Annotated in this window: 20 protein-coding genes and 1 tRNA gene; 13 read left to right on the top strand and 8 right to left on the bottom strand. The window is 59.8% G+C overall.

Going from position 1 to position 22,316, the window contains the following annotated elements:
- Positions 1 to 99 precede the first annotated feature (99 nt).
- The 3 genes from tdh to AC2FLX_RS07540 form a co-directional block, all read right to left on the bottom strand.
- Positions 100 to 1,128, bottom strand: coding sequence for an L-threonine 3-dehydrogenase (gene tdh / locus AC2FLX_RS07550; protein WP_496811213.1), 1,029 nt, complete (start codon positions 1,126 to 1,128; stop codon positions 100 to 102).
- Positions 1,129 to 1,142: 14 nt separating this feature from the next.
- Positions 1,143 to 2,327 carry a glycine C-acetyltransferase gene (locus AC2FLX_RS07545; RefSeq protein WP_496811205.1) on the bottom strand — a complete coding sequence of 395 codons (1,185 nt, stop codon included), beginning with the start codon at positions 2,325 to 2,327 and terminating at the stop codon, positions 1,143 to 1,145.
- A 127-nt stretch (positions 2,328 to 2,454) separates the two neighbouring features.
- Positions 2,455 to 2,691: a sulfotransferase gene (locus AC2FLX_RS07540; protein ID WP_496807962.1), complete on the bottom strand. Its 237-nt coding sequence runs from the start codon at positions 2,689 to 2,691 to the stop codon at positions 2,455 to 2,457.
- 101 nt (positions 2,692 to 2,792) lie between these two features.
- Between AC2FLX_RS07540 and AC2FLX_RS07535 the strand changes: the two genes are divergently transcribed.
- Positions 2,793 to 3,086, top strand: a complete 294-nt coding sequence (locus AC2FLX_RS07535; protein WP_480748946.1) for a hypothetical protein — start codon at positions 2,793 to 2,795, stop codon at positions 3,084 to 3,086.
- 43 nt (positions 3,087 to 3,129) lie between these two features.
- Here the strand turns inward: AC2FLX_RS07535 and AC2FLX_RS07530 are convergent, their stop codons facing one another.
- Positions 3,130 to 3,696, bottom strand: coding sequence for a helix-turn-helix domain-containing protein (locus tag AC2FLX_RS07530; protein ID WP_496811204.1), 567 nt, complete (start codon positions 3,694 to 3,696; stop codon positions 3,130 to 3,132).
- Positions 3,697 to 3,811: 115 nt separating this feature from the next.
- Between AC2FLX_RS07530 and AC2FLX_RS07525 the strand changes: the two genes are divergently transcribed.
- Complete coding sequence (locus tag AC2FLX_RS07525; protein WP_496811203.1) at positions 3,812 to 4,987, top strand: acetyl-CoA C-acyltransferase family protein; 1,176 nt, start codon at positions 3,812 to 3,814, stop codon at positions 4,985 to 4,987.
- Positions 4,988 to 5,026: 39 nt separating this feature from the next.
- On the opposite strand, the gene ubiB is transcribed toward AC2FLX_RS07525, so the two are convergent.
- Positions 5,027 to 6,556, bottom strand: a complete 1,530-nt coding sequence (ubiB, locus tag AC2FLX_RS07520; RefSeq protein WP_496745391.1) for a 2-polyprenylphenol 6-hydroxylase — start codon at positions 6,554 to 6,556, stop codon at positions 5,027 to 5,029.
- Positions 6,557 to 6,559: 3 nt separating this feature from the next.
- Positions 6,560 to 7,306: a bifunctional demethylmenaquinone methyltransferase/2-methoxy-6-polyprenyl-1,4-benzoquinol methylase UbiE gene (gene ubiE, locus AC2FLX_RS07515; RefSeq protein ID WP_496807964.1), complete on the bottom strand. Its 747-nt coding sequence runs from the start codon at positions 7,304 to 7,306 to the stop codon at positions 6,560 to 6,562.
- 78 nt (positions 7,307 to 7,384) lie between these two features.
- On the opposite strand from ubiE, the gene AC2FLX_RS07510 reads away from it, so the two are divergent.
- The 9 genes from AC2FLX_RS07510 to gyrB all read left to right on the top strand — a co-directional run bounded on the left by AC2FLX_RS07510 (position 7,385) and on the right by gyrB (position 17,832).
- Positions 7,385 to 8,062 carry a hypothetical protein gene (locus AC2FLX_RS07510; protein ID WP_496811202.1) on the top strand — a complete coding sequence of 226 codons (678 nt, stop codon included), beginning with the start codon at positions 7,385 to 7,387 and terminating at the stop codon, positions 8,060 to 8,062.
- Positions 8,055 to 8,906, top strand: a complete 852-nt coding sequence (gene mutM, locus AC2FLX_RS07505) for a bifunctional DNA-formamidopyrimidine glycosylase/DNA-(apurinic or apyrimidinic site) lyase (protein ID WP_480748952.1) — start codon at positions 8,055 to 8,057, stop codon at positions 8,904 to 8,906. Before AC2FLX_RS07510 ends, mutM begins: the two co-directional genes overlap by 8 nt.
- A gap of 66 nt (positions 8,907 to 8,972) precedes the next feature.
- Positions 8,973 to 9,749, top strand: a complete 777-nt coding sequence (gene acuK / locus AC2FLX_RS07500; protein WP_480748953.1) for an acryloyl-CoA hydratase — start codon at positions 8,973 to 8,975, stop codon at positions 9,747 to 9,749.
- A gap of 223 nt (positions 9,750 to 9,972) precedes the next feature.
- A complete protein-coding gene (gene rpsT / locus AC2FLX_RS07495) occupies positions 9,973 to 10,236 on the top strand; it encodes a 30S ribosomal protein S20 (RefSeq protein ID WP_480748954.1) in 264 nt (87 codons plus the stop codon).
- Positions 10,237 to 10,781: 545 nt separating this feature from the next.
- Positions 10,782 to 12,164: a chromosomal replication initiator protein DnaA gene (dnaA, locus tag AC2FLX_RS07490; RefSeq protein WP_496811201.1), complete on the top strand. Its 1,383-nt coding sequence runs from the start codon at positions 10,782 to 10,784 to the stop codon at positions 12,162 to 12,164.
- A gap of 219 nt (positions 12,165 to 12,383) precedes the next feature.
- Positions 12,384 to 13,505 (top strand): DNA polymerase III subunit beta, encoded by a 1,122-nt coding sequence (gene dnaN, locus AC2FLX_RS07485; RefSeq protein ID WP_480748956.1) that lies wholly within the window; start codon positions 12,384 to 12,386, stop codon positions 13,503 to 13,505.
- A 59-nt stretch (positions 13,506 to 13,564) separates the two neighbouring features.
- A complete protein-coding gene (gene recF / locus AC2FLX_RS07480; protein ID WP_496745400.1) occupies positions 13,565 to 14,665 on the top strand; it encodes a DNA replication/repair protein RecF in 1,101 nt (366 codons plus the stop codon).
- Complete coding sequence (locus AC2FLX_RS07475; protein ID WP_480748958.1) at positions 14,662 to 15,282, top strand: LysE family translocator; 621 nt, start codon at positions 14,662 to 14,664, stop codon at positions 15,280 to 15,282. Before recF ends, AC2FLX_RS07475 begins: the two co-directional genes overlap by 4 nt.
- Before the next feature lie 132 nt (positions 15,283 to 15,414).
- Positions 15,415 to 17,832, top strand: coding sequence for a DNA topoisomerase (ATP-hydrolyzing) subunit B (gyrB, locus tag AC2FLX_RS07470; RefSeq protein ID WP_480748959.1), 2,418 nt, complete (start codon positions 15,415 to 15,417; stop codon positions 17,830 to 17,832).
- Between the two features lie 555 nt (positions 17,833 to 18,387).
- Here the strand turns inward: gyrB and AC2FLX_RS07465 are convergent.
- A tRNA-Lys gene (locus AC2FLX_RS07465) sits at positions 18,388 to 18,463 on the bottom strand.
- A 207-nt stretch (positions 18,464 to 18,670) separates the two neighbouring features.
- On the opposite strand from AC2FLX_RS07465, the gene dapF reads away from it, so the two are divergent.
- Positions 18,671 to 19,513 carry a diaminopimelate epimerase gene (dapF, locus tag AC2FLX_RS07460; RefSeq protein WP_480748985.1) on the top strand — a complete coding sequence of 281 codons (843 nt, stop codon included), beginning with the start codon at positions 18,671 to 18,673 and terminating at the stop codon, positions 19,511 to 19,513.
- On the top strand, positions 19,510 to 20,766 hold the full coding sequence (gene mtaB / locus AC2FLX_RS07455; protein ID WP_496811369.1) for a tRNA (N(6)-L-threonylcarbamoyladenosine(37)-C(2))-methylthiotransferase MtaB: 1,257 nt from the start codon (positions 19,510 to 19,512) through the stop codon (positions 20,764 to 20,766). The genes dapF and mtaB overlap by 4 nt, the downstream gene beginning before the upstream one ends.
- Positions 20,767 to 20,848: 82 nt before the next feature.
- Here the strand turns inward: mtaB and AC2FLX_RS07450 are convergent.
- The coding region (locus tag AC2FLX_RS07450) for an adenylate/guanylate cyclase domain-containing protein (protein ID WP_496875400.1) at positions 20,849 to 22,316 on the bottom strand (1,468 nt) is incomplete at its 5' end.

Genomic DNA, 22,316 nt, shown 5'->3' with positions numbered 1-22,316 from the left:
TCGGTGCTGCTCTGGCAACTGACCGCACCATTCAAAAAAGAGGTCCATGGCCTGCTCAGCCAGAGAGACGGCCTAAGCAATGGTCACAGCCACTGTCTGCTAGATCCAGTCCAGCACGACCTTGCCGGACAGTCCGGATTTCATGGCGGCAAAGCCCTGACGAAATTCGTCGACCTTGAACCGGTGGGTTATGACGCGGCTGACGTCGAGGCCGTTTTGCAGCATGGCGATCATCTTGTACCAGGTCTCGAACATTTCGCGGCCATAGACGCCCTTGATGGTGATCGCCTTGAACACGATGCGGCTCCAGTCCACCGGGGATTTGCCCGGCGGGATGCCCAGCAAAGCGATCTTGCCGCCCATCACCAGCGACTCGACCATCTGATCCAGCGCCGCCTGCGAGCCTGACATTTCCAACCCCACGTCGAAACCCTGGCTCATGCCAAGCTGGTGGATCACGTCGCGCAGGTCTTCGTTGGTCACATCGACCGTTCTGACGGACGGAACCACGTGTTTCGCCAGATTCAGACGGTCGGGGTTGATGTCGGTGATCACCACGTGACGGGCGCCCGCGTGGCGTGCGACGGCGGCGGCCATGATGCCGATGGGGCCCGCGCCGGTGATCAGCACATCCTCTCCCAACAAATCAAAACTCAGCGCGGTGTGGACGGCGTTGCCAAGGGGATCGAGGATCGCGGCGATCTCGTCCGGGATGTCATCGGGGAGCGGTACCACGTTGAAGGCGGGAAGTTTGAGGTATTCGGCAAAGGCGCCCTGTTCGTTCACCCCGATCCCGCGCGTGCCGGGGTCGAGGTGGAATTTGCCGGCCCGGCTTTGACGGCTGTCGGTCTTGATCAGGTGCCCCTCGCCCGAGCAGCGCTGGCCGATTTTCAGATCGGTGACATTGCGGCCAAGCTCGACGATCTCGCCCGCGAATTCATGGCCGGTGATCATCGGTACCGGAACCGTGTGCGCGGCCCACTCATCCCAGTTCCAGATATGGATGTCGGTGCCGCAGATGCCGGTCTTGTTTATTCTGATCAGCACCTCGTCCGGGCCGATCTCGGGCACCGGGGCCTGCACCATCCACAGCCCTTCCTCGGGCTTGGATTTTTCCAGGGCTTTCATTGTATTGGGTCGCATCAGATTACCCCCAGTTCTTTGCCCACCTTGCCAAAGGCCGCCAGTGCCCGGTCAAGTTCGTCCCTGGTCAGCGCCGCATTCATCTGGGTCCTGATCCGCGCCTGACCCCGCGGCACGACGGGAAAGAAGAAGCCCGAGACATAAACGCCCTCGTCAAACAGCCGCGCGGCCATGTCCTGTGCCAGCGTGGCCTCGCCCAGCATGACCGGAATGATCGGGTGCTCGCCCGGCAGCAGGTCGAAACCCAGCTTTTCCAAACCTGTGCGCCAGTACTTGGCATTGCCGAAAAGTTTTGAGCGCAGCATGTCGCCCTCTTCGACCAGACGGATCGCTTCCAATCCGGCGGCGACGATGGCAGGCGGCAGCGAGTTTGAGAACAGATAGGGCCGCGCCCGCTGCCGCAGCAGGTCAATCACTGGCTGCGGCCCGGCGATGTAGCCGCCGATTGCCCCCCCAAGTGCCTTGCCCAAGGTTCCCGTCAGAATGTCCACATCAACGCAGAAATGGTCCGGTGTGCCCGCACCGTTCGGCCCCATGAAGCCGGTGGCGTGGCAGTCATCGACCATCACCACCGCATCGTATTTGTCGGCCAGCGCCCGGATTGCGGGCAGGTTGGCGAGGTAGCCGTCCATCGAGAACACGCCGTCGGTGGCAATCATGATATGCCGCACACCATCCGCCCGCGCCTGTTTCAGCCAGGCTTCGAGGTCGTTCATGTCATTGTTCAGGTAGCGATAGCGCCTGGCCTTGCACAGCCGCACGCCATCAATGATCGAGGCGTGGTTGAGACTGTCCGAGATGATGGCATCCTCGGGACCCAGGAGGGGTTCGAACAAGCCGCCATTTGCGTCGAAACAGGCGGCGAACAGGATCGCGTCGTCCTTGTTCAGGAATTTTGCTAGGCGCTGCTCCAACTCACGGTGAATATCCTGCGTGCCGCAAATGAACCGGACCGAGGCCATGCCGAACCCGCGCGGTTCCATCGCGCCTTTGGCGGCGGCAATCAGATCCGGATGATCGGCAAGCCCCAGATAGTTGTTGGCGCACAGGTTGATGACCTGACGCCCGCCAACCGTGATCTCGCCGCCCTGGGGCGAGGTGATCATTCGCTCGCGCTTGTAAAGCCCTTCGGCCTCGATCTGGGCGAGCGTGTCGGTGACATGGGTCAGGAAATCTTGGGACATCGAATCCTCCTTCGCTTTCGTGCTGTCTATCATAACGGATTTGATTCCGAAATAAGAGAATTCGATATCACGGAAAATTTTCCCGGATAACGGAATACGCTTTGGTGCTTGTCATCAACACGGAACGCTATTGCCTTGATACCGCGCCGTCTTCCTGAAACTGTTTGGTGCTGTTCGTGCGGGGACAGAGGTCGCCACGATTTCCAACATCCAGGAAATTGCCCACCAGCTCCCAACCGCCGCAGGTTTCATAGACCAACAGCCGATCCGCAGGGATGGTATCGCGCACTTCCTCGGCATGCGCTTTGAGCACATTGGTGGCATGCAAGGCCTTAATATCGCGCGATTTTTGGCGAATTTCCATTTGAGGAAAACCTGGCGCACTCCGAAGCATTCCCAATAAATTTTGATCCGGAAGGCATACAGCTGCGTAGAAACTGCATTGTTAGTCAGGGAGACAATGAAATGTTGAAAGTCGTACTATCTGCCGCAGCGGTTACCATGATGATCGTCCCGATCGCCTTTGCAGGCCCCGGTCAGGGCAACACCGGCAACGGCAACAGCGGGTTGGCACAGGGAATGGCGGCGTCGGTATCCGGCGGCAACGCCACGCTTGGCGATGCGCTGGGCGGGCCGGGCAAGGGAACTGCCTCGGCCGTCAGTGGCGGCGGCAATGGTGGTTGGGGAAATGTCGGCAGCCAAAGCGGCGTCGCAGGTGCTGGTCAGGTTTCCAACCGCGACGGTGACCGCGGCAAGTAACCTTTTGCCGGTCGCTTCCCGACACGGAGCGACCGGACAACCTCTAGCCGGTTTTCACGATCAGAAAGACGCGTGCAGGCCCATCGACCGACGTTATCGAATGGGGAACATCCGCCGCGTATCTCGCCGTGTCTCCGGCGGCCAGCTTTTGATCTGCAGTACCGGACTTGACGGTCACGATCCCATCAAGAACCGTAAGCTGCTCGCGGCACCCGCGTGAATGCGGTTGGCTGCGCAAACTGCCCCCCGCTTCAAAGAAGATGTCATAAACTTCGTGCCCGCCCGCCTCTTCGGGTGGGGACAGGATCTTGATGCGGCACCCATGCCCCATGTTGTCGATGCTGGGAACGTCAGTGTGGCGCAGCACTTCGATCTGATCGCTTGCATCGGTCTCTTCCAGCAATCCCGCGAAATCGACCTGTAGGGCACGTGTCAGGTTCCACAGCGTCGCGATGGTCGGGCTGCTTTCGCCCCGCTCGATCTGGCTGACCATCGACCGGGAAACACCGCTGAGATTGGCCACGGCCTCCAGCGACAGGCCTTGGGCGCGCCGGGCCTCTTTCAGGCGGGCAGGAAGGCGCGTCAGTATATCGTCAGTATTTTCCGCCATGACGGATTCTGTGCGCCCTTGAGCGTCATTTGTCAATTCAGGCTGTGACGGTACGTCCCATGAGACAGGGCAATGCTGCAGGTGCATAATGGCGCGGAATCGAGAGGAGTGAGACATGACCGACATCGTAATCCTGGATGGCGCACGCACCGCCATCGGCACATTTGGCGGGGCGCTGGCCTCGACCGCCCCAATTGACCTCGCCACCGTCGCGACCGAGGCGGCGCTGGAACGCGCGGGCGTCGAGGGGGCGCAGATTGGCCATGTCGTGTTCGGCCATGTGATCAATACCGAGCCGCGCGACATGTATTTATCCCGCGTCGCTGCAATGCAGGCGGGCATTCCGAACGGCACACCGGCGATGAACGTGAACCGGTTGTGCGGGTCGGGTGCTCAGGCCATCGTGTCGTCGGTGCAGGCCCTGATGGTGGGCGACGCCGATTTCGCGCTTGCCGGCGGAGCGGAAAGCATGTCGCGCAGCCCGTTCCTCATGACACAGGCCCGCTGGGGCGCGAAAATGGGTGACGTGAAATCGCTGGACATGATGCTGGGGGCGCTGAACTGCCCGTTCGGGACAGGGCATATGGGTGTCACCGCCGAGAATGTCGCCGATGAACATCAGGTCAGCCGCGAACAGATGGATGCATTTGCGCTGACCAGCCAGACCCGCGCCGCTGCCGCAATCGAAGCCGGTTATTTCGACAGCCAGATCGCGCCGGTGCAGGTCAAGGTCAAACGCGACATGATCGATTTCAAGGTCGACGAACATCCCAAGGCAACCACTGCCGAGGCTCTGGCCGGTCTGAAAGCCGTGTTCAAGAAGGATGGCAGGGTGACGGCGGGGAATGCTTCGGGCATCAATGACGGCGCGGCGGCACTGGTGCTGGCGACGGCGGGTGCTGCCGAAAAGGCGGGATTGAAACCCAAGGCGCGCATTCTGGGCTATGCCCTTGCGGGCGTGCGTCCCGAAGTGATGGGCATCGGACCGGTGCCTGCGGTTCAGAACCTTTTGGCCAAAACCGGATTGTCAGTCAGCGATTTCGACGTGATCGAAAGCAACGAGGCATTCGCAGCGCAGGCCGTGGCCGTGAACAAGGAGCTTGGCCTGGACCCGGCCATAGTGAATCCCAACGGTGGCGCGATCGCGCTGGGCCATCCGGTCGGGGCGACCGGTGCGATCATCACCGTCAAGGCGCTTTATGAGCTGGAACGCACCGGCGGTTCCAAGGCGCTGATCACCATGTGCATCGGCGGCGGTCAGGGAATTGCCCTCGCCATCGAGCGGCTTTGATGCAAGAAACGCCGGGGGCGCCAAGCCCCCGCGCGGCGGTCAGATCAACGCGCTGATCGCCAGCACCAGACCGCCACCGACGACGGCACCGATCAGCGCGGGCCAAAGTATCGCGCCGATGCCGGGCTTGTTGTTTTCTTCCGATTGGGTTTGCGCCATGAGCGCGTTTTCGACCAGACCGGGCAGGCGCGGGCCAAAACGGGCCAGCACCAGCGCTGTTTTCCCCAGGTCGCGGACCATGGCACGGGGGCCAATGGACTGTTTGATATAGTCCTCGACCACGGGCCGGGCCACTTCCCAGATGTTGATGTGCGAATCGAGCGAGCGCGCCACACCTTCGACCACCACCATTGTGCGCTGCAGCAGGATCAGCTCGGTCCGGGTTTCCATTCCGAACCGTTCGGTGACTTCGAACAGATAACTCAGCAACCGGCCCATGGAGATATGGGTGGCGTCCATGCCAAAGATCGGCTCGCCCACAGCGCGCAGGGCGCGGGCAAACTCGTCGACATCCTGATTGGCAGGGACGTAGCCGGCTTCGAAATGCACCTCGGCCACACGTTTGTAATCGCGGCGGATAAACCCGAACAGGATCTCGGCATAGACCCGGCGGGTATATTCGTCGATATGGCCCATGATGCCGTAGTCATAAGCAATGATGTCACCATTTGCGGCGACCTTGAGGTTGCCCTGATGCATGTCGGCGTGAAAAAAACCGTCGCGCAGCGCGTGCGACAGAAACATGCGCAGAACCCTGCGGGCCAGGTCCGCACGGTCGTGATTGGCGGCATCCAGCGCGTCATTGTCGCCCAGCGCGATGCCGTCGGCCCAGCTGAGCGTCATCACCCGTCGTGCCGATAGCGACCACAGCACCGGCGGCAGCCAAAACCCTTTGTCATCCTTGGTGTTGGCCGCGTATTCCGAAGCCGCGGCGCTTTCCAGGCGTAAATCCAACTCGCCACGAACGACACCGTCAAAATGTTCGATCACGTCCAGCGGGCGCAGACGGCGGGCACCGGGCGCGAACAGGTCGACAATCCGCGCGGCGAAATAGAAGGCGTCGACATCCTTGCGAAACGCGCGCTCGATACCGGGGCGCAGGACCTTGACGGCAACCTCTTCTCCGGTATCGGCCAGTTTCGCCTTGTGGACCTGCGCGATCGAGGCGGCGGCGATCGGTTCGCTGAATTCCGAGAACAGTTCATCCGTGGAACGGCCGAGTTCCTTGGTGACCTCTTTCATTGCCTCGGCGCGCGAAAATGGTGGCAGCTTGTCCTGCAGAACGCGCAGCTGATCGGCCAGTTCGACGCCAACCACGTCGGGCCGGGTCGAAAGCACCTGACCGAACTTGATATAGGCCGGGCCCAGCGCGGTTAGCGCGCGGGTTGCGGGCGGCATCGACGGGTCGCCCTTGTAGCCCAGCCACTGGAACGGCTTGCCAAGCGTATGGGCCAGAATGCGAATGGCGCGTGGGGCCTCGAACGCGTCGAGCACGACGTTCATGGCGCCGGTGCGCTCCAGCGTGGCGCCTGTCCGGATCAGGCGGATGATGTTGTGAGGGCCGCGCATCCGTCAGATCTTCCAGCCCGAATGCAGCGCGGCGATACCCATGCTGAGGTTGCGGTACTTGGCGTTTTCGAAACCGGCTGCGCGGACCATGTTCAAAAAGGTCTCTTGATCCGGGAATTTGCGGATCGATTCCACCAGATACTGATAGCTGTCATAGTCATTGGCGATCAGCTTGCCCATGCGCGGGATGACGTTGAAACTGTATAGGTCGTAGAGCTTTTGCAGCCCATCATTGGGCAATTGGCTGAATTCCAGCACCATCAGGCGGCCACCGGGCTTTAACACGCGATAGGCCTCATTCAGAGCGTCTTGCGGGCGGGTCACGTTCCGGATGCCAAACGAGATCGTGTAGACATCGAATGTGTTGTTGTCGAAGGGCAACGCCATCGCGTCACCCACCACCCAGTCAAGGCTTGCCACCATCTGCTCGGCCTCGGCGCGCTTGCGACCCTCGACCAGCATCGGTTCGGTCAGGTCCAGAACGGTGGCATGTCCGTGGCCCGCACGCTTCAGAAACCGGAAGGAGATGTCGCCGGTACCCCCCGCCACATCCAGCAGGCGCTGTCCGGGGCGTGGGGCCAGCCAATCCATCATCGCATCCTTCCAGACCCGGTGGATGCCCATCGACATGACGTCGTTCATCACGTCGTATTTCGAGGCGACCGAATTGAACACGCCCTGCACGCGCCCGGCCTTGTCGGCCTCACGGACGGTTTCGAAGCCGAAATGGGTGGTCTTGTCTTCTGACATGTCGGGCACCTTGATTCACTTGTGCCCCAGATATAGCGTCCGCCTCAGATTCACAAACGCACAAAACATCGCGGTCATATGTTTGAAAACTTTGGGCAGAGCCTTCTTTCCATTCAGCAGGCTTTTCAGTCGAATCCGAAGCTGTTCACAGGGATATTTCTTGTTGGGCTTTTAATAACCTGGATGAAGTACCGGTTGATCCGACATGGGCTGAATCGATCTCAGAAACAGAACTATGCTGGATGGGAAATTGCGGCCAAGCGGGGAAAACGCTCGCATCCTACGGGAATCGGCCATACAGAAATTCTGATCATGCGGCCGATAAAGGTCATTCCCATAGCATTGTTCTGTTTGGTGTTCTTTGGTGGCGGGGCCATATTCGTTGCATCCAAAGGACTGCAGGACGCCCGAGCATGGGTTTCAGTAATCGCGGGTGTGATGTTCAGCCTGATGAGCATGTGGCTCATCATGTTTTCCTTTACGCGCATTAAGTATGACGGCGAAACCATCGAAAAGCGTGCGCTGTTTCGCCCCGTTGTGTCTGCTTCATTGTCAAAGCTGAGCAAGGTTCGACCGATCAGCAAGACCATTGCAGGGGGCGTGTATCTTGAATTTCTGGATGGCCAGAGAATCCGCGTGGTTTCTCGGATGTCAGGCTATGGGCAGCTTTTGGAGAAGTTGGCGCAGAAAGATCCTAAATTGGCTATGATGTTGCGAATGATCAACAAGCCGAAAAGGGCGATCCAAGATGCCTGAACTGCCCGAGGTCGAGACAGTAAGACGCGGCCTGAGTCCTGCGATGGAGGGCGTGGTGATCGAAAAGGCGGATGTGAACCGGCCGGATCTGCGCTGGCCTTTCCCCGAACGGATGGCCGAACGGCTGAGCGGGCAGCGGGTAGAACGACTGCGGCGGCGGTCGAAATACATCCTGGCCGATCTGGCAAGCGGCGAGACGCTGCTGATCCATCTGGGCATGTCGGGCCGGATGACGGTCTCGGGCGATCCGCTGGGGCAATTCGCGCATGATCATCCCGCACTGCAAAAACATGACCACGTGGTGTTCCACATGGCCAACGGCGCGCGGATCACCTTTAACGACCCACGCCGCTTTGGGGCGATGGACCTGATGCCGACTGCGACGTCGGAGGCGCACAAGCTGTTGGCCGTTCTTGGCCCGGAACCGCTTGGCAACGACTTTCACGAGCAGCACCTGGTCGACTCGTTCCGCAACAAGAACACACCGGCCAAATCCGCCCTTCTGGATCAGGGAATCGTCGCGGGGCTGGGCAATATCTATGTCTGCGAGGCATTGTTTCGCGCCGGGATATCGCCACGTCGCAAGGCCGGGCAAATTTCCAAGGATCGCGTCGCGGCGCTGGTCCCGATCATTCGGCAGGTATTGCAGGAGGCCATCGAGGCGGGCGGATCTTCCCTGCGCGATTTCCGGCAAGCTGATGGAGAGCTTGGATATTTTCAGCACAGCTTTGATGTCTATGGGCGCGAGGGACTGCCCTGCCGGACACCGGAATGCACCGGTGAAATCAAGAGAATCACCCAATCCGGCCGATCGTCCTTTTACTGCGCGCAATGCCAAAGATAGCTTGATCCCGCATTCTCGCGTGGTAAGGAATCATCCCTGAACGGAACAACCGAAAGCATATGCCACATGGCCTTTGAGACGATCATCGTCGAAATCGACGAACACGTTGCTCTGATCAGACTGGATCGCCCGGACGCGCTGAACGCCTTGAACACCCAACTTCTGGGAGAGCTGTGCACCGCTCTGGAAGAGGCTGACGCCAACGACAAGGTGCGCTGCATCGTCATTACCGGCTCGGACAAGGCCTTTGCCGCGGGCGCCGACATCAAGGAAATGTCGGAGATGAGTTTTGTGGATGTCTACACCACCAACCTGTTTGCCGATGCCAATGACCGGATCACCGCGATCCGCAAGCCGATCATCGCGGCTGTTGGCGGGTATGCCCTGGGCGGCGGTTGCGAACTGGCGATGATGTGCGATTTCATCATTGCCGCGGACACCGCCAAGTTCGGTCAGCCCGAGATCAATCTGGGCGTCATCGCTGGTATGGGCGGAAGCCAGCGCCTGACCCGGTTTGTCGGCAAGTCCAAGTCGATGGACATGAACCTGACGGGCCGGTTCATGGATGCCGAAGAAGCCGAGCGCGCCGGACTTGTCAGCCGCGTTGTGCCTGCCAAAAAACTCGTCGAAGAAGCGATTGGCGCGGCACAGAAGATCGCCGAGAAATCCATGCTGACGGCGATGGCGGCGAAAGAAGCCGTGAACCGCAGCTATGAACTGCCGTTGAGCGAGGGCATGCTGTTCGAACGCCGTGTGTTCCACTCGATGTTTGCGACCGAGGACCAAAAGGAAGGCATGACCGCGTTTCTGGAAAAACGCACCGCGCAGTTCCGGGATAAATAACAGACCCGTCATCGGGGATTCGGGCGGGCCACGGCCCGCCTTTTTCATGTTTGGTCGGTTTTCCCAAGAATCGACTTGGCAAACCGGGGAAACTTGGATAGTCAGCGCCGCTATACATGCGCGTGCGGCCCGCTTTGGCCAGAATCACACCCGTGATCCCTGACCCGGTGCGGCATTTGCCGTGCGCGACCCGAGACAAACCGAACCGAAAGGTCAGAGACACATGGCAAATTCGCCTCAGGCAAAGAAACGCGCTCGTCAGAACGAAAAGCGTTTCGCAATCAACAAAGCACGTCGTTCGCGCATCCGCACCTTCCTGCGCAAGGTCGAAGAAGCAATTGCGTCAGGTGACAAGGATGCCGCAACCACCGCTTTGCGCGCGGCTCAGCCCGAGCTGATGCGCGGCGTCTCCAAAGGCGTTTTCCACAAGAACACCGCGTCGCGTAAAATGTCGCGCCTGTCGGCCCGCGTCAAAGCGCTGGGCTAACGCTGCGTCAACTTTTGACGATTCTCAGTTTGAGGGCGCCGCGATTCTGCGGCGCCTTTTTTCGTGCTGTTGCCGGAAAGCCGCGCCCTCAGGAAACCCAGAGATTCTTTCCGACAAAAATCCGAGTCAATACCAGAGTTTCGTTGCCGCCGCGCGCCTCGGCTTGCTACCACTGTTCCAGCGATTCACTCGCTTGGGGGGACAGGCTGTTTTCGGGCGAACCTGACGGGCATCAGGTTAGGACGGAAGCGAATGTCGGATACTGGCGCAAAGCCGGGTCCGGTCTGCTTGGAGTTTCGGGAAACCGGAATTCAAGCCCTGTCTAAGACTGTGATAGTAGCTGTTGGCCTGAGTTCCGGGCACAACTCGTGTTTTTGATGTTGTAGTCGGAGTATTCGGCCTGCGCTATTGCGTACCCGGAGGGTATCTTCGCCGATTCTGTTCGGCGAAACGGTACTGTTGTGCTTGTGAATCCACCCCATAACGCTGGGGACAAGATGATGAATAAGGCGAAAAGCCAACAATTGGGATGCGTGAGGCGCTGGATGACACAAGAGAAATGGGGACAGCTTCGCAACAAGTTGCTGAAGGCGGTTGGAAAGAACAACTATACCACGTGGATCGAACCGCTGGAATTTCAGGAGCTGCAGGATGGGGTTGCGGTTTTTTCTGTTCCGACGAATTTCATGGGCAATTACGTCAGCCAGAACTTTGCCGACCTCATTCTTTATGAACTGAATACAGCCGGCGCCGCAGTGAAGCGTTTGGCGTTTCGCGTTGCGGCCAATTTCCCGGCCCGCCCTGCAAGTCCTGAAGAAGAGCCTGCTGTCGCGAAGGAAGAGATACAAACGGCATTCAATGGCATCGCAAATCCAGTCGCGGATTCGCTGCAGGCCGCACCGCTGGATACCCGCTTTACCTTTGACACATTCGTGGTGGGTAAACCGAACGAACTGGCCCATGCTGCCGCGCGCCGCGTGTCCGAAGGCGGGCCGGTCACCTTCAACCCGCTGGTCCTTTATGGCGGTGTGGGCCTTGGTAAGACGCACCTGATGCACGCCATCGCCTGGGAACTGAAAGCCAAGCGGCCCGATCTGAACGTTCTTTACCTGTCCGCCGAACAGTTCATGTACCGGTTTGTGCAGGCCCTGCGCGAACGCCGGATGATGGATTTCAAACATCTCTTCCGTTCCGTCGACGTGCTTATGGTGGATGACGTGCAATTCATCGCCGGCAAGGATTCGACCCAGGAAGAGTTCTTTCACACCTTCAACGCGCTGGTGGATCAGAACAAACAGATCATCATCTCGGCCGACCGCGCGCCGGGGGAAATCAAGGATCTGGAAGACCGGGTCAAATCGCGCCTGCAATGCGGCCTTGTCGTGGATCTGCACCCGACGGATTATGAGTTGCGCCTGGGCATCCTGCAAAACAAGGTGCAGATGCATCGCGCAACATATCCCGACCTGAAAATTGCCGATGGTGTTCTGGAGTTCCTGGCGCATCGCATTTCGACCAATGTCCGCGTGCTTGAAGGCGCGCTGACCCGCCTGTTTGCCTTTGCCTCGCTGGTCGGGCGCGAGATCGACATGGAACTGACTCAGGATTGCCTGGCCGATGTGCTGCGGGCTTCGGAACGCAAGATCACGGTCGAGGAAATCCAGCGCAAGGTGTCTGACTATTACAACATCCGCCTCAGCGACATCATCGGACCCAAGCGCCTGCGGTCTTATGCGCGCCCGCGCCAGGTTGCGATGTACCTGTGCAAGCAGCTGACCAGCCGGTCCCTGCCCGAGATTGGCCGCCGCTTTGGCGGGCGTGACCACACCACGGTGATGCATGGTGTCAAACGCATCGAGGAGCTGAAAGTGACCGACGGCCAGATCGCGGAAGACGTGGAAATGCTGCGCCGGGCGCTGGAAGCCTGAACACCGCTCACCTTCGGTTCAGTTTGCGCCCCGGAGTTCTGCTCCGGGGCGTTTTTTTTTGTGCGGATAGACTCATGGTTGCAACAGATGTGTGCCCTGCAAGTCACCTGCCCCTTGACGGTTTGTGCATTCCAGCCGAGAAATCCGTAAAAAAACCTTGTGCCGCAGGGGTAAACCGCTAGTTTGCCTATCCCGGCTTATGTCAGAGGAATTGAGGGTATGAAGATCAGCATCGAACGCGGCACATTGCTCAAGGCCGTGTCGCAGGCCCAGTCCGTTGTGGAACGTCGCAACACCATCCCGATTCTGGCGAACGTTCTGATCGAAGCCGACGGCGATCAGGTGCAGTTCCGCGCCACCGACCTGGATATAGAAGTTGTCGACAAGGCGCCTGCCCAGGTGGAACGTGCCGGGGCGACCACCGTTGCAGCCACCACCCTGCACGAAATCGTGCGGAAATTGCCTGATGGGGCGCTGGTCACGCTGACTGCCGACAGCGCCGCAGGCCGCCTGACAGTCGAGGCGGGGCGATCGAACTTTTCGCTGGCGACCCTGCCCAAGGAAGATTTCCCGGTGATGGCGTCATCGGAATACCAGTCGAATTTCTCGGCCCCCGCCGCGTTGCTGCGCCGCCTGTTCGACAAATCGAAATTCGCCATATCGACCGAAGAAACGCGGTATTATCTGAACGGCGTCTACATGCATGTGGCTGACGGTTCCGAAGGCGGCAAAGTGTTGCGCTGTGTGGCAACGGACGGGCACCGGTTGGCGCGGATCGATGCCGACCTGCCGGAAAACGCCGCCGACATGCCCGGCGTGATCGTGCCGCGCAAGACCGTGGGTGAATTGCGCAAGCTTCTGGAAGACGATGACATGGACATCGCGGTTTCGGTCAGCGAGACCAAGGTGCGTTTTGCGACGCCGGACATCACCCTGACATCGAAGGTGATCGATGGAACCTTCCCCGACTACACCCGCGTTATTCCGCAGGCCAACAACCGCAAGATGGAAGTGGATGCCGCTGAATTCGCGCAGGCTGTGGATCGGGTCGCAACCGTGTCGTCGGAGCGTTCGCGTGCGGTCAAGCTGCAGCTGGACGGTGACAAGCTGATCCTGTCGGTCAATGCCCCTGACAGCGGCGCGGCAGAGGAAGAACTGGCCGTCGCCTATGGAGACGAACGGCTGGAGATCGGGTTCAACGCAAAATACCTGCTGGAGATTGCCAGCCAGGTGGACCGCGAAAACGCCGTGTTCCTGTTCAACTCGGCCGGAGATCCGACGCTGATGCGTGAAGGCAACGACCATAGCGCAGTCTATGTCGTCATGCCGATGCGCGTCTGATCGCGCTGAAGCGCGATGCCTCCGGCGGGAGTTTTTTTGAAAAGATGAAGGGAGGGGTCATGGGATTGGCCCTGACCGAACTTACGGTCTCGCATTTTCGCTCGCACAAGCTGGCGCGGTTGACACTTGACGGACGCCCGGTGGCGATTCACGGGGCGAACGGGGCCGGCAAGACCAACATTCTGGAAGCGGTATCGCTGTTTTCGCCGGGTCGCGGGCTGCGGCGAGCGAGTGCCGCCGAGATGGTGCGGAGACCAGAGGCCCCGGGATGGAAACTGTCCGGTCTGTTGCAACGGCAGGGGCGGCAATACGAAGTCGAAACATGGTCCGAGGGCGGAGCGGCGCGGCAGGTTCGGATTGATGGCAAGTCCGCCAGCCAGATCGAACTGGGCAGGCTGGCGCGCGTTGTGTGGCTGATCCCGTCGATGGACCGTCTTTGGATCGAAGCGGCCGATGGGCGGCGAAGGTTTCTGGACCGGCTGACGCTGAGTTTTGACCCCGATCACGCCGAGTCTGTATTGGCTTATGAAAAGTCCATGCGTGAACGGAACCGACTGTTGAAGGAAAACGTGCGGGACCCGCATTGGTACCGTGCGCTGGAAGACCAGATGGCCGAAGCCGGGCACCGCATCCATCAGGCGCGGATTGCGGCGCTGGATCACATCCGCACCGCACAGACACAGGCCGAAACAACGTTTCCCTCGGCCGAACTGGAGCTGGTGCAAACCGAAGGAGCAATGCCGGATACGGTTGCGGATCTGCGGGACGCTCTTACAGAAAGCCGGTTTCGCGATCTGGCCGCCGGGCGCACGCTGGTCGGGCCGCATCGCACCGATCTTTATGGCGTATTTGCTGCCAAGGGGGTTCCGGCCAAGGATTGTTCGACCGGAGAGCAAAAGGCCCTGCTGGTGTCGCTGATCCTGTCCAACGCACGCGCCTTGTCGGACCTGGTCGGCGCACCCCCGATCGTGTTGCTGGACGAGGTTTCCGCCCATCTGGACGCGGAGCGTCGCGCGGCGCTTTATGACGAGATTTGCGCCCTTGGGGCACAGGCCTGGATGACCGGGACCGAACCGGAACTGTTCGCGGAACTGGGTGCGCGGGCGCAGATGATCGAGGTTCACGATCATGAAGGCGTGTCGGAGGTTTTGCAGACATGACACTCTCAACGGTGGATCTGCTGCTTTATGCCAGTGCGGTTTTCGTTCTGTTCCTGACGCCGGGGCCGGTCTGGCTGGCATTGACCGCGCGCACGCTGACAGGCGGGTTTCAGGCCGCGTGGCCTCTGACGCTGGGCGTTGTGGTGGGCGACATGCTGTGGCCGGTGCTGGCCATCGCCGGAGTCAGTTGGATCACGGCGGCGTCGGTGCAACTGGCGGTCGTGTTGAAAGGCGTTGCGGTGCTGGTGTTTGTCTGGCTGGGCATCGCGACGATCCGCAAGGCCGGCCAGACCTTGCACGCCGACAGCCGGATGACCCGCCCCGGCAAGTGGGCGGGGTTTCTGGCGGGGCTGGTCGTGATCCTTGGCAATCCCAAGGCCGTGCTGTTTTACATGGGCATTCTACCCGGCTTTTTTGACCTCTCCGCCGTCACGCTTCCCGATATTGCCGCCATTGTTCTGGTGTCTCAGTTGGTGCCGTTATTCGGCAATCTGATGCTGGCGGCGTTCATTGACCGGGTGCGGCGTCTTCTTGCCTCTCCGACCGCGTTGAGGCGAATGAATCTGACCGCTGGCGCGATGCTTGTCGCGGTCGGTCTGGTCATTCCGTTTACCTGAAAATGCAGCCTGAAACGCGCGCCGAATTGCTGTGTGCAAAAAACGGTTGCGATGCACAAAATCTGGTGGGAGCGCGTGACAATCCCCACCAGAAAACGTATAAGTTACCAAAATAATATAGGTACAGACGGCATGTCCCAAGACGCACAGGCGCAGCAGGAATACGGCGCGGATTCCATTAAGGTTCTCAAAGGGTTGGAGGCCGTCCGCAAACGGCCGGGCATGTATATCGGCGACACCGATGACGGTTCGGGCCTGCATCACATGGTCTATGAGGTGGTGGACAACGGAATTGACGAAGCGCTGGCCGGACACGCCGACCATGTCACCGTGAAAATCCACGCCGATTCCAGCGTATCCGTGGCCGATAACGGGCGCGGCATTCCGGTGGACATTCACGCCGAAGAAGGCGTTTCCGCAGCCGAGGTCATCATGACCCAACTGCATGCTGGCGGCAAATTCGACTCGAATTCCTACAAGGTTTCAGGCGGTCTGCATGGTGTGGGTGTTTCTGTGGTGAACGCACTATCCGATTGGCTGGAACTGCGCATCTGGCGCAAGGGCAAGGAGCATTTCGCGAAATTCGAGGGCGGTGAGACGACCGAGCACCTGAAAGTCGTTGGCGACTGCGGCGACCGGACCGGAACCGAGGTGCGGTTCCTGGCTTCGACCTCGACGTTTTCGAACCTGGAATACTCGTTCGAGACGCTGGAAAAGCGTCTGCGCGAACTGGCCTTCCTGAACTCGGGCGTGCGCATCATCCTGATCGACGAGCGCCCGGCCGAGCGGATCGAGACCGAGCTGTTCTATGAGGGCGGCGTGCGCGAATTCGTCAAATACCTGGACCGGTCCAAATCCCCGGTCATGCCCGCCCCGATCTATTTCAAGGGCGAGCGCGATGATATCGGCGTCGAGATCGCGATGTGGTGGAACGACAGCTATCACGAGACGGTGCTGCCCTTTACCAACAACATCCCGCAGCGTGACGGCGGCACCCATGTGGCGGGATTTCGCGGCGCTCTGACCCGGACCATCAACAACTATGCCCAGTCGAGCGGCATCGCGAAGCGGGAAAAGATCAACTTCACCGGCGATGACGCCCGCGAGGGGCTAACCTGTGTTCTGTCGGTCAAAGTGCCTGATCCGAAATTTTCGTCCCAGACCAAGGACAAGCTGGTCTCCTCCGAGGTGCGCCCGGCGGTCGAGAACCTGGTGAACGAGAAACTGGCCGAGTGGTTCGAAGAGAACCCGAACGAAGCCAAGCAGATCGTCGGCAAGATCATCGAGGCGGCACTGGCCCGCGAAGCCGCGCGTAAGGCGCGGGAACTGACCCGGCGCAAAACGGCGATGGATGTCAACTATCTGGCAGGGAAGCTCAAAGATTGTTCGGAAAAAGACCCGGCGAAAACCGAAGTGTTCCTGGTCGAGGGGGACTCGGCCGGTGGCTCGGCACAAACGGGCCGCGACCGGCGTACGCAGGCGGTGCTGCCCCTGCGCGGCAAGATCCTGAACGTGGAACGCGCGCGGTTTGATCGGATGCTCGGCAGTCAGGAAATCGGCAACCTCGTGATGGCGCTGGGCACCGGCATCGGACGGGACGAGTTCAACATCGGCAAGCTGCGCTACCACAAGATCGTCATCATGACCGACGCGGACGTGGACGGTGCGCATATCCGCACGCTGCTTTTGACCTTCTTCTATCGCCAGATGCCGGAACTGATCGAGGGTGGTTATCTTTATATCGCGCAGCCGCCGCTTTATAAAGTATCGCGCGGCAAGTCCGAGGTTTACCTCAAGGATCAGGCAGCGCTGGATGACTATCTTATCCATCAGGGTGTCGAGGGCGCGGTGCTGAAACTGGGCACCGGCGAAGAAATCATCGGTCAAGACCTGACCCGTGTTGTGGACGAGGCGCGCCAGTTGAAACGCGTTCTGGATGCGTTCCCGACGCATTATCCGCGCCATATTCTTGAACAGGCTGCCGTTGCCGGCGCTTTTGTGCCCGGTGCGGTGGATGCGGACCTGCAGGGCGTGGCCGACAAGGTTGCCGCTCGTCTGGATCTGATCGCACTGGAATACGAGCGCGGCTGGCAGGGCCGGATAACTCAGGATCACGGCATCCGTCTGGCCCGCATTCTGCGCGGCGTCGAAGAGGTGCGTACGCTTGATGGTCCGATGCTGCGCTCGGGCGAGGCGCGCAAGACAGGCAGCTTCACTCAAAGCCTTCAAGAGATCTATAACACTCCCGCCACCTTGATCCGCCGCGACCGCTCGCAGGCGATTCACGGGCCGCTGTCGCTGCTCAAGGCGATTTTGGATGAGGGCGAAAAGGGCCTGTCGCTGCAGCGTTACAAAGGTCTGGGCGAAATGAACCCGGATCAACTGTGGGAGACCACGCTCGACCCCGACGCGCGCACATTGCTGCAGGTCCGGGTTAACGACATGGTCGAAGCTGATGATCTGTTCACCAAACTGATGGGCGATGTAGTCGAACCCCGCCGCGAATTCATTCAGCAAAACGCACTTAGCGTGGAGAATTTGGATTTCTGAGCTTGTGTAGGTGCGCGCATAACACTTCGCGCACCCTATAAGATTGCGTAGTTTGCCCATAGTTTTGCGCTGTGGGTTTCCGATATCATGCGCGACCTCGATGGTCGGCTTCTACCAGATGAGAGCGAACAGTTCCTCGCGCGATATGTTCATTCCCAGTATCCGGCGATATCGGGCTCTTGTTCTCGACACACTTTTCAAGCTCGCGGGTCACGAAATGCCCTGGCCACGTCAGGGCACCGTGTCCAGGTGGAGTATTTCGAGGAATGCGGAGATTCTCTGAATGAAAAGCGACATGGGGCATGTCTTGGTGAGTTTTGGCGGGGTCGTATTTTCCCTGCCAATCAACAGGTTTGCTAGAATTGATTGTTAGCAGGATTGGCTCCGACGGCAGGGGTCGCGCCTATGAACAATTGATCGACGGTCAATTGTTGGTCCCAATTATGAAACACAAGAAAACAAAATCCCTTGCAGCACATTCTTCCGTGAAATTCGATCACACGGCCTGCCAAGCCAACAGCCCAGAGGCGGAACTCTTTGTTTTACTATAAAAAGTGGTGAGCCGTGCAGGATTCGAACCTGCGACCCACTGATTAAAAGTCAGTTGCTCTACCAACTGAGCTAACGGCCCACTCTTTTGGATCTTTTCGATCCGTGGCGCTCTGTAAGGCATTTTACCGGTCAGGTTCAAGGCCTTATTTGCACCGCGCGCCCCCTTTGGTTCAGAACCATCCGGCGACCCGATAGGCGGCCTAATTAGGGAGGTGGCGCGAGGGGGTCAAGCCCTTTTTTGGCGAAATATCGCGACAGGCTGGATTCATCACTACAGCAGCGCTATATGCCCGCCATGCAGGATCAGACACATACCGGATTACCATTCATGAAGATGCACGGGCTGGGCAATGACTTTGTCATTGTTGATGCGCGAGCGCATGAAATCGGAATCACCCCGGCTGCGGCGCAAGGGATCGCGCATCGCCAGTTCGGGGTCGGCTTTGACCAATTGGCCGTGATCCAGAACGGCAAGGGCGATGCGCATCTGGTCTTTTACAACGCCGACGGCACGACCTCGGCCGCCTGCGGAAACGCGACCCGTTGCGTCGCACGCCACCTGATGACCGAGACCGGCAAGACCGAGTTGGTGCTGACCACCGACCGCGGCGAGCTGCGCGCAAGGGACGTAGGCGACGGGCTGACTTCGGTGAACATGGGACAGCCTCAGCTGGACTGGCAGGATATTCCACTGGCCGAAGACGTGGACACGTTGGAGCTGCCGATCGAAGGCGGGCCGGTCGCCACAGGTATGGGCAATCCACATTGTACCTTCTTCGTCGAGGATGCCGAGGCGATTCCGTTGACAGAATTCGGCTCGCGTTATGAATACCACCCGCTTTATCCGCAGCGGACAAATGTTCAGGTGGCCCAGATCGTTGGCCCCGACCATATCCGTATGCGCGTGTGGGAGCGGGGCGTCGGCATTACGCTGGCGTCCGGTTCTTCTTCCTGCGCGACTGCTGTCGCGGCGGCGCGGCGCGGACTGACGGGGCGCAAGGTGCGGGTTGATCTGGATGGCGGCACGCTTTGGATCGAGTGGCGCGAAGACGGGGTCTGGATGACCGGGCCGACCTGCCATGTGTTCTCGGGCACGATGACGCCTGAATTCCTGGACGGGCTGAAATGAACGCGCCCAAATTCACAACGCTCGGCTGCCGCCTGAACGCCTATGAAACCGAAGCGATGAAAGAGCTTTCGCAGCAGGCGGGGCTTGCGGATGCGGTGATCGTCAACACATGTGCGGTCACAGCCGAAGCGGTGCGCAAGGCGCGACAGGAAATTCGCAAGCTGCGGCGGGAAAACCCTCAGGCGCGTCTGATCGTAACCGGTTGCGCCGCCCAGACCGAGCCAGAGACTTTTGCCGCCATGACCGAGGTCGACGCGGTGATCGGCAACACCGAAAAGATGCGCCCCGAAACCTGGAAGGGCATGGCCGCCGATTTCATCGGTCGGACCGAGGCGGTGCAGGTCGATGACATCATGTCGGTCACTGAAACCGCCGGTCATCTGATCGACGGTTTTGGCACGCGCTCGCGGGCCTATGTACAGGTCCAGAATGGGTGTGACCACCGCTGCACCTTCTGCATCATTCCCTATGGCCGGGGCAATTCACGCAGCGTCCCAGCCGGCGTCGTGGTGGACCAGATCAAGCGGCTGGTGGATCGCGGCTTTAACGAGGTGGTGCTGACCGGGGTCGATCTGACTTCGTGGGGTGCTGACCTGCCCGCTCAACCCAAGCTGGGCGATCTGGTGATGCGTATCCTGAAACTGGTGCCCGATCTGCCGCGTCTGCGGATCAGTTCGATCGACTCGATCGAGGTGGATGAGAACCTGATGCAGGCCATCGCGACCGAACCGCGCCTGATGCCGCATTTGCACCTCAGCCTGCAGCATGGCGACGACCTGATCCTCAAACGAATGAAGCGGCGCCACCTGCGCGATGATGCGATCCGATTTGCCGAAGAGGCTCGCAAGTTGCGCCCCGAGATGACATTCGGCGCCGACATCATCGCCGGTTTCCCGACCGAGACCGAGGCCCATTTCGAAAATTCGTTGAAACTGGTGATCGACTGCGACCTGACCTGGCTGCACGTCTTTCCCTATTCCAGACGTGACGGCACGCCAGCGGCGCGCATTCCGCAGCAAGTCAACGGCAAGGTCATCAAGGACCGCGCCGCACGGTTGCGTGCGACGGGCGATGCGCAGGTCCAAAAGCACGTCGCAGCGCAGATCGGAAAAACCCATCGCATTTTGATGGAAACCCCGGTCATGGGCCGGACGGAACAATTCACCGAGGTCCGCCTGAGCCACCCGCAATCCGAAGGTCAGATCGTCACCGCGACGATCAGCGGTGTGTCGGATAGCCGGCTCATCGCCTGAACGCACCTCAAGGCTGGTCAGTTTTCCCCACAGCTGGTCCAAGGATCGCTGTCCTAACCGTGCTGAGTACGAATATGCTTCGTCAGCTTTTGGTTGGCTGGTCGGTCCAGACAAGGATCGGTTCTTGGCGACCGCGCAACTTGTGCCGGCCGGACGGGCTGAGACCCAGCTTGCCAGCCCGAGCCAGTGCTTCCGGTTCGGATTGCACGAGCGCCTCGGACAGGGCGATGGCCGCACCGCAGGATTTGGCAAAATCCTGCAATCGGCTGGCGGTGTTGACCACGTCACCGCTTACGGTCAGCTGTCTGTGATGCCGTCCACCGACCACTCCGGTCTGAACGGGGCCAGCGTGGCCGCCCACCCGCAGACCGAGGCCAGGCCAGTCAGCCGCCCTTCCAACGCTTTCATACAAACCTTCGATGAACCGCAAAGCCTGCGTTGCGTCATCGGGTCGAGGTTTCGGCAGACCAAAGACAACCATTGCGCCATCACCGGCGAAATGCGCAATGACCCCGCCCAAGGGCTCCACCGTCTGTTCGACCAGGCCATGAAAAACTCGCAGGAACTGTGCAGTGCCTTCGGGGCCCAGCTGTTCTGAATAGCCAGTAAAATTCTCAACATCGACAAACAGAACGACGGCTGGCCGCGCCGCTGTTTCGAACTGGGGATCGGCGGCGCTTGCAAGCCGTTCCACCAACAGCGGTGAATGATAGAGAGCGAGGTTCGCCGCGCGACGGCGATGATCCAAAAGCCGCAGCCCGGCACCGAATCCGACCCCGAGCAACAGCGAAAGCAGCACAGTTGTCACATCCAGCCACCATCCCGCGATGAACGCGGCCTGCAACACGGCCGCCAGTGCAACTGTCACGGCAGCGGTTCCCGACAGGGCAAGCCAGGGTCGGCTCACTCCGGCCACGATGAACCCCAAGGTACTCGCCACGAGCGCAAGTGCGATATCCCAGAACCACGCAACCGCGTCACGTCGCAACAGGCGCTTTTCAAGCATGTTCGCGGCAAGCGTCGCATGCAGCTCGGCGCCGGGGAAGGCCGCGTCGAACGATGTGGCGTGCCGGTCTCCGAATCCGGTCGCGGTTGCCCCGAGGAACACGATCTTACCCTCAAGGTCTGCGTCCTGAACCTCTGTGACGGAGAAGGTCTGGATTGTGCCCCCCGGCCCGTAGAACTTGAGTGGTATCGCACCCAGCATGTCCAGCGGAATGGTGGATTCTCCGACCGTCAGCTTCCCTCCGGTAGCAGACAACCACAGTTGCAGATCAAGATCGTTACCTGCATCGGTCAGGGCCGCCATAGCAAGCGCAGGATACCAAACGATACCATCTTGCGTTGCCAGAGGATGCGCCGCGTCAATTCGGCGGACAGCTCCATCTGTGTCGTGGCGCAGAATGACATGGCCGAGAGAGGTCGTACCGCGCAACGCCTCTGTCGGACCCAGTGCAGGCAGAGGATTGCGATGATCCGTGGCGACGACAACCGAAAAGCCTTCCCCATCAAGTTCGAGGAGCGGAGCATCCGAAGACGCCTCTGCAACG

It is taken from the genome of Ruegeria sp. YKSF57 (assembly GCF_059612585.1).
This window is presented reverse-complemented; position numbering and strand designations above follow the sequence as displayed.

Excerpts from the sequence above, each read along its gene's own strand:
- tdh (WP_496811213.1), bottom strand. The coding sequence starts at position 1,128 with ATGAAAGCCCTGGAAAAATCCAAGCCCGAGGAAGGGCTGTGGATGGTG.
- AC2FLX_RS07545 (WP_496811205.1), bottom strand. The coding sequence starts at position 2,327 with ATGTCCCAAGATTTCCTGACCCATGTCACCGACACGCTCGCCCAGATC.
- AC2FLX_RS07540 (WP_496807962.1), bottom strand. The coding sequence starts at position 2,691 with ATGGAAATTCGCCAAAAATCGCGCGATATTAAGGCCTTGCATGCCACC.
- AC2FLX_RS07535 (WP_480748946.1), top strand. The coding sequence starts at position 2,793 with ATGTTGAAAGTCGTACTATCTGCCGCAGCGGTTACCATGATGATCGTC.
- AC2FLX_RS07530 (WP_496811204.1), bottom strand. The coding sequence starts at position 3,696 with ATGGCGGAAAATACTGACGATATACTGACGCGCCTTCCTGCCCGCCTG.
- AC2FLX_RS07525 (WP_496811203.1), top strand. The coding sequence starts at position 3,812 with ATGACCGACATCGTAATCCTGGATGGCGCACGCACCGCCATCGGCACA.
- ubiB (WP_496745391.1), bottom strand. The coding sequence starts at position 6,556 with ATGCGCGGCCCTCACAACATCATCCGCCTGATCCGGACAGGCGCCACG.
- ubiE (WP_496807964.1), bottom strand. The coding sequence starts at position 7,306 with ATGTCAGAAGACAAGACCACCCATTTCGGCTTCGAAACCGTCCGTGAG.
- AC2FLX_RS07510 (WP_496811202.1), top strand. The coding sequence starts at position 7,385 with ATGTTTGAAAACTTTGGGCAGAGCCTTCTTTCCATTCAGCAGGCTTTT.
- mutM (WP_480748952.1), top strand. The coding sequence starts at position 8,055 with ATGCCTGAACTGCCCGAGGTCGAGACAGTAAGACGCGGCCTGAGTCCT.
- acuK (WP_480748953.1), top strand. The coding sequence starts at position 8,973 with ATGGCCTTTGAGACGATCATCGTCGAAATCGACGAACACGTTGCTCTG.
- rpsT (WP_480748954.1), top strand. The coding sequence starts at position 9,973 with ATGGCAAATTCGCCTCAGGCAAAGAAACGCGCTCGTCAGAACGAAAAG.
- dnaA (WP_496811201.1), top strand. The coding sequence starts at position 10,782 with ATGACACAAGAGAAATGGGGACAGCTTCGCAACAAGTTGCTGAAGGCG.
- dnaN (WP_480748956.1), top strand. The coding sequence starts at position 12,384 with ATGAAGATCAGCATCGAACGCGGCACATTGCTCAAGGCCGTGTCGCAG.
- recF (WP_496745400.1), top strand. The coding sequence starts at position 13,565 with ATGGGATTGGCCCTGACCGAACTTACGGTCTCGCATTTTCGCTCGCAC.
- AC2FLX_RS07475 (WP_480748958.1), top strand. The coding sequence starts at position 14,662 with ATGACACTCTCAACGGTGGATCTGCTGCTTTATGCCAGTGCGGTTTTC.
- gyrB (WP_480748959.1), top strand. The coding sequence starts at position 15,415 with ATGTCCCAAGACGCACAGGCGCAGCAGGAATACGGCGCGGATTCCATT.
- dapF (WP_480748985.1), top strand. The coding sequence starts at position 18,671 with ATGCCCGCCATGCAGGATCAGACACATACCGGATTACCATTCATGAAG.
- mtaB (WP_496811369.1), top strand. The coding sequence starts at position 19,510 with ATGAACGCGCCCAAATTCACAACGCTCGGCTGCCGCCTGAACGCCTAT.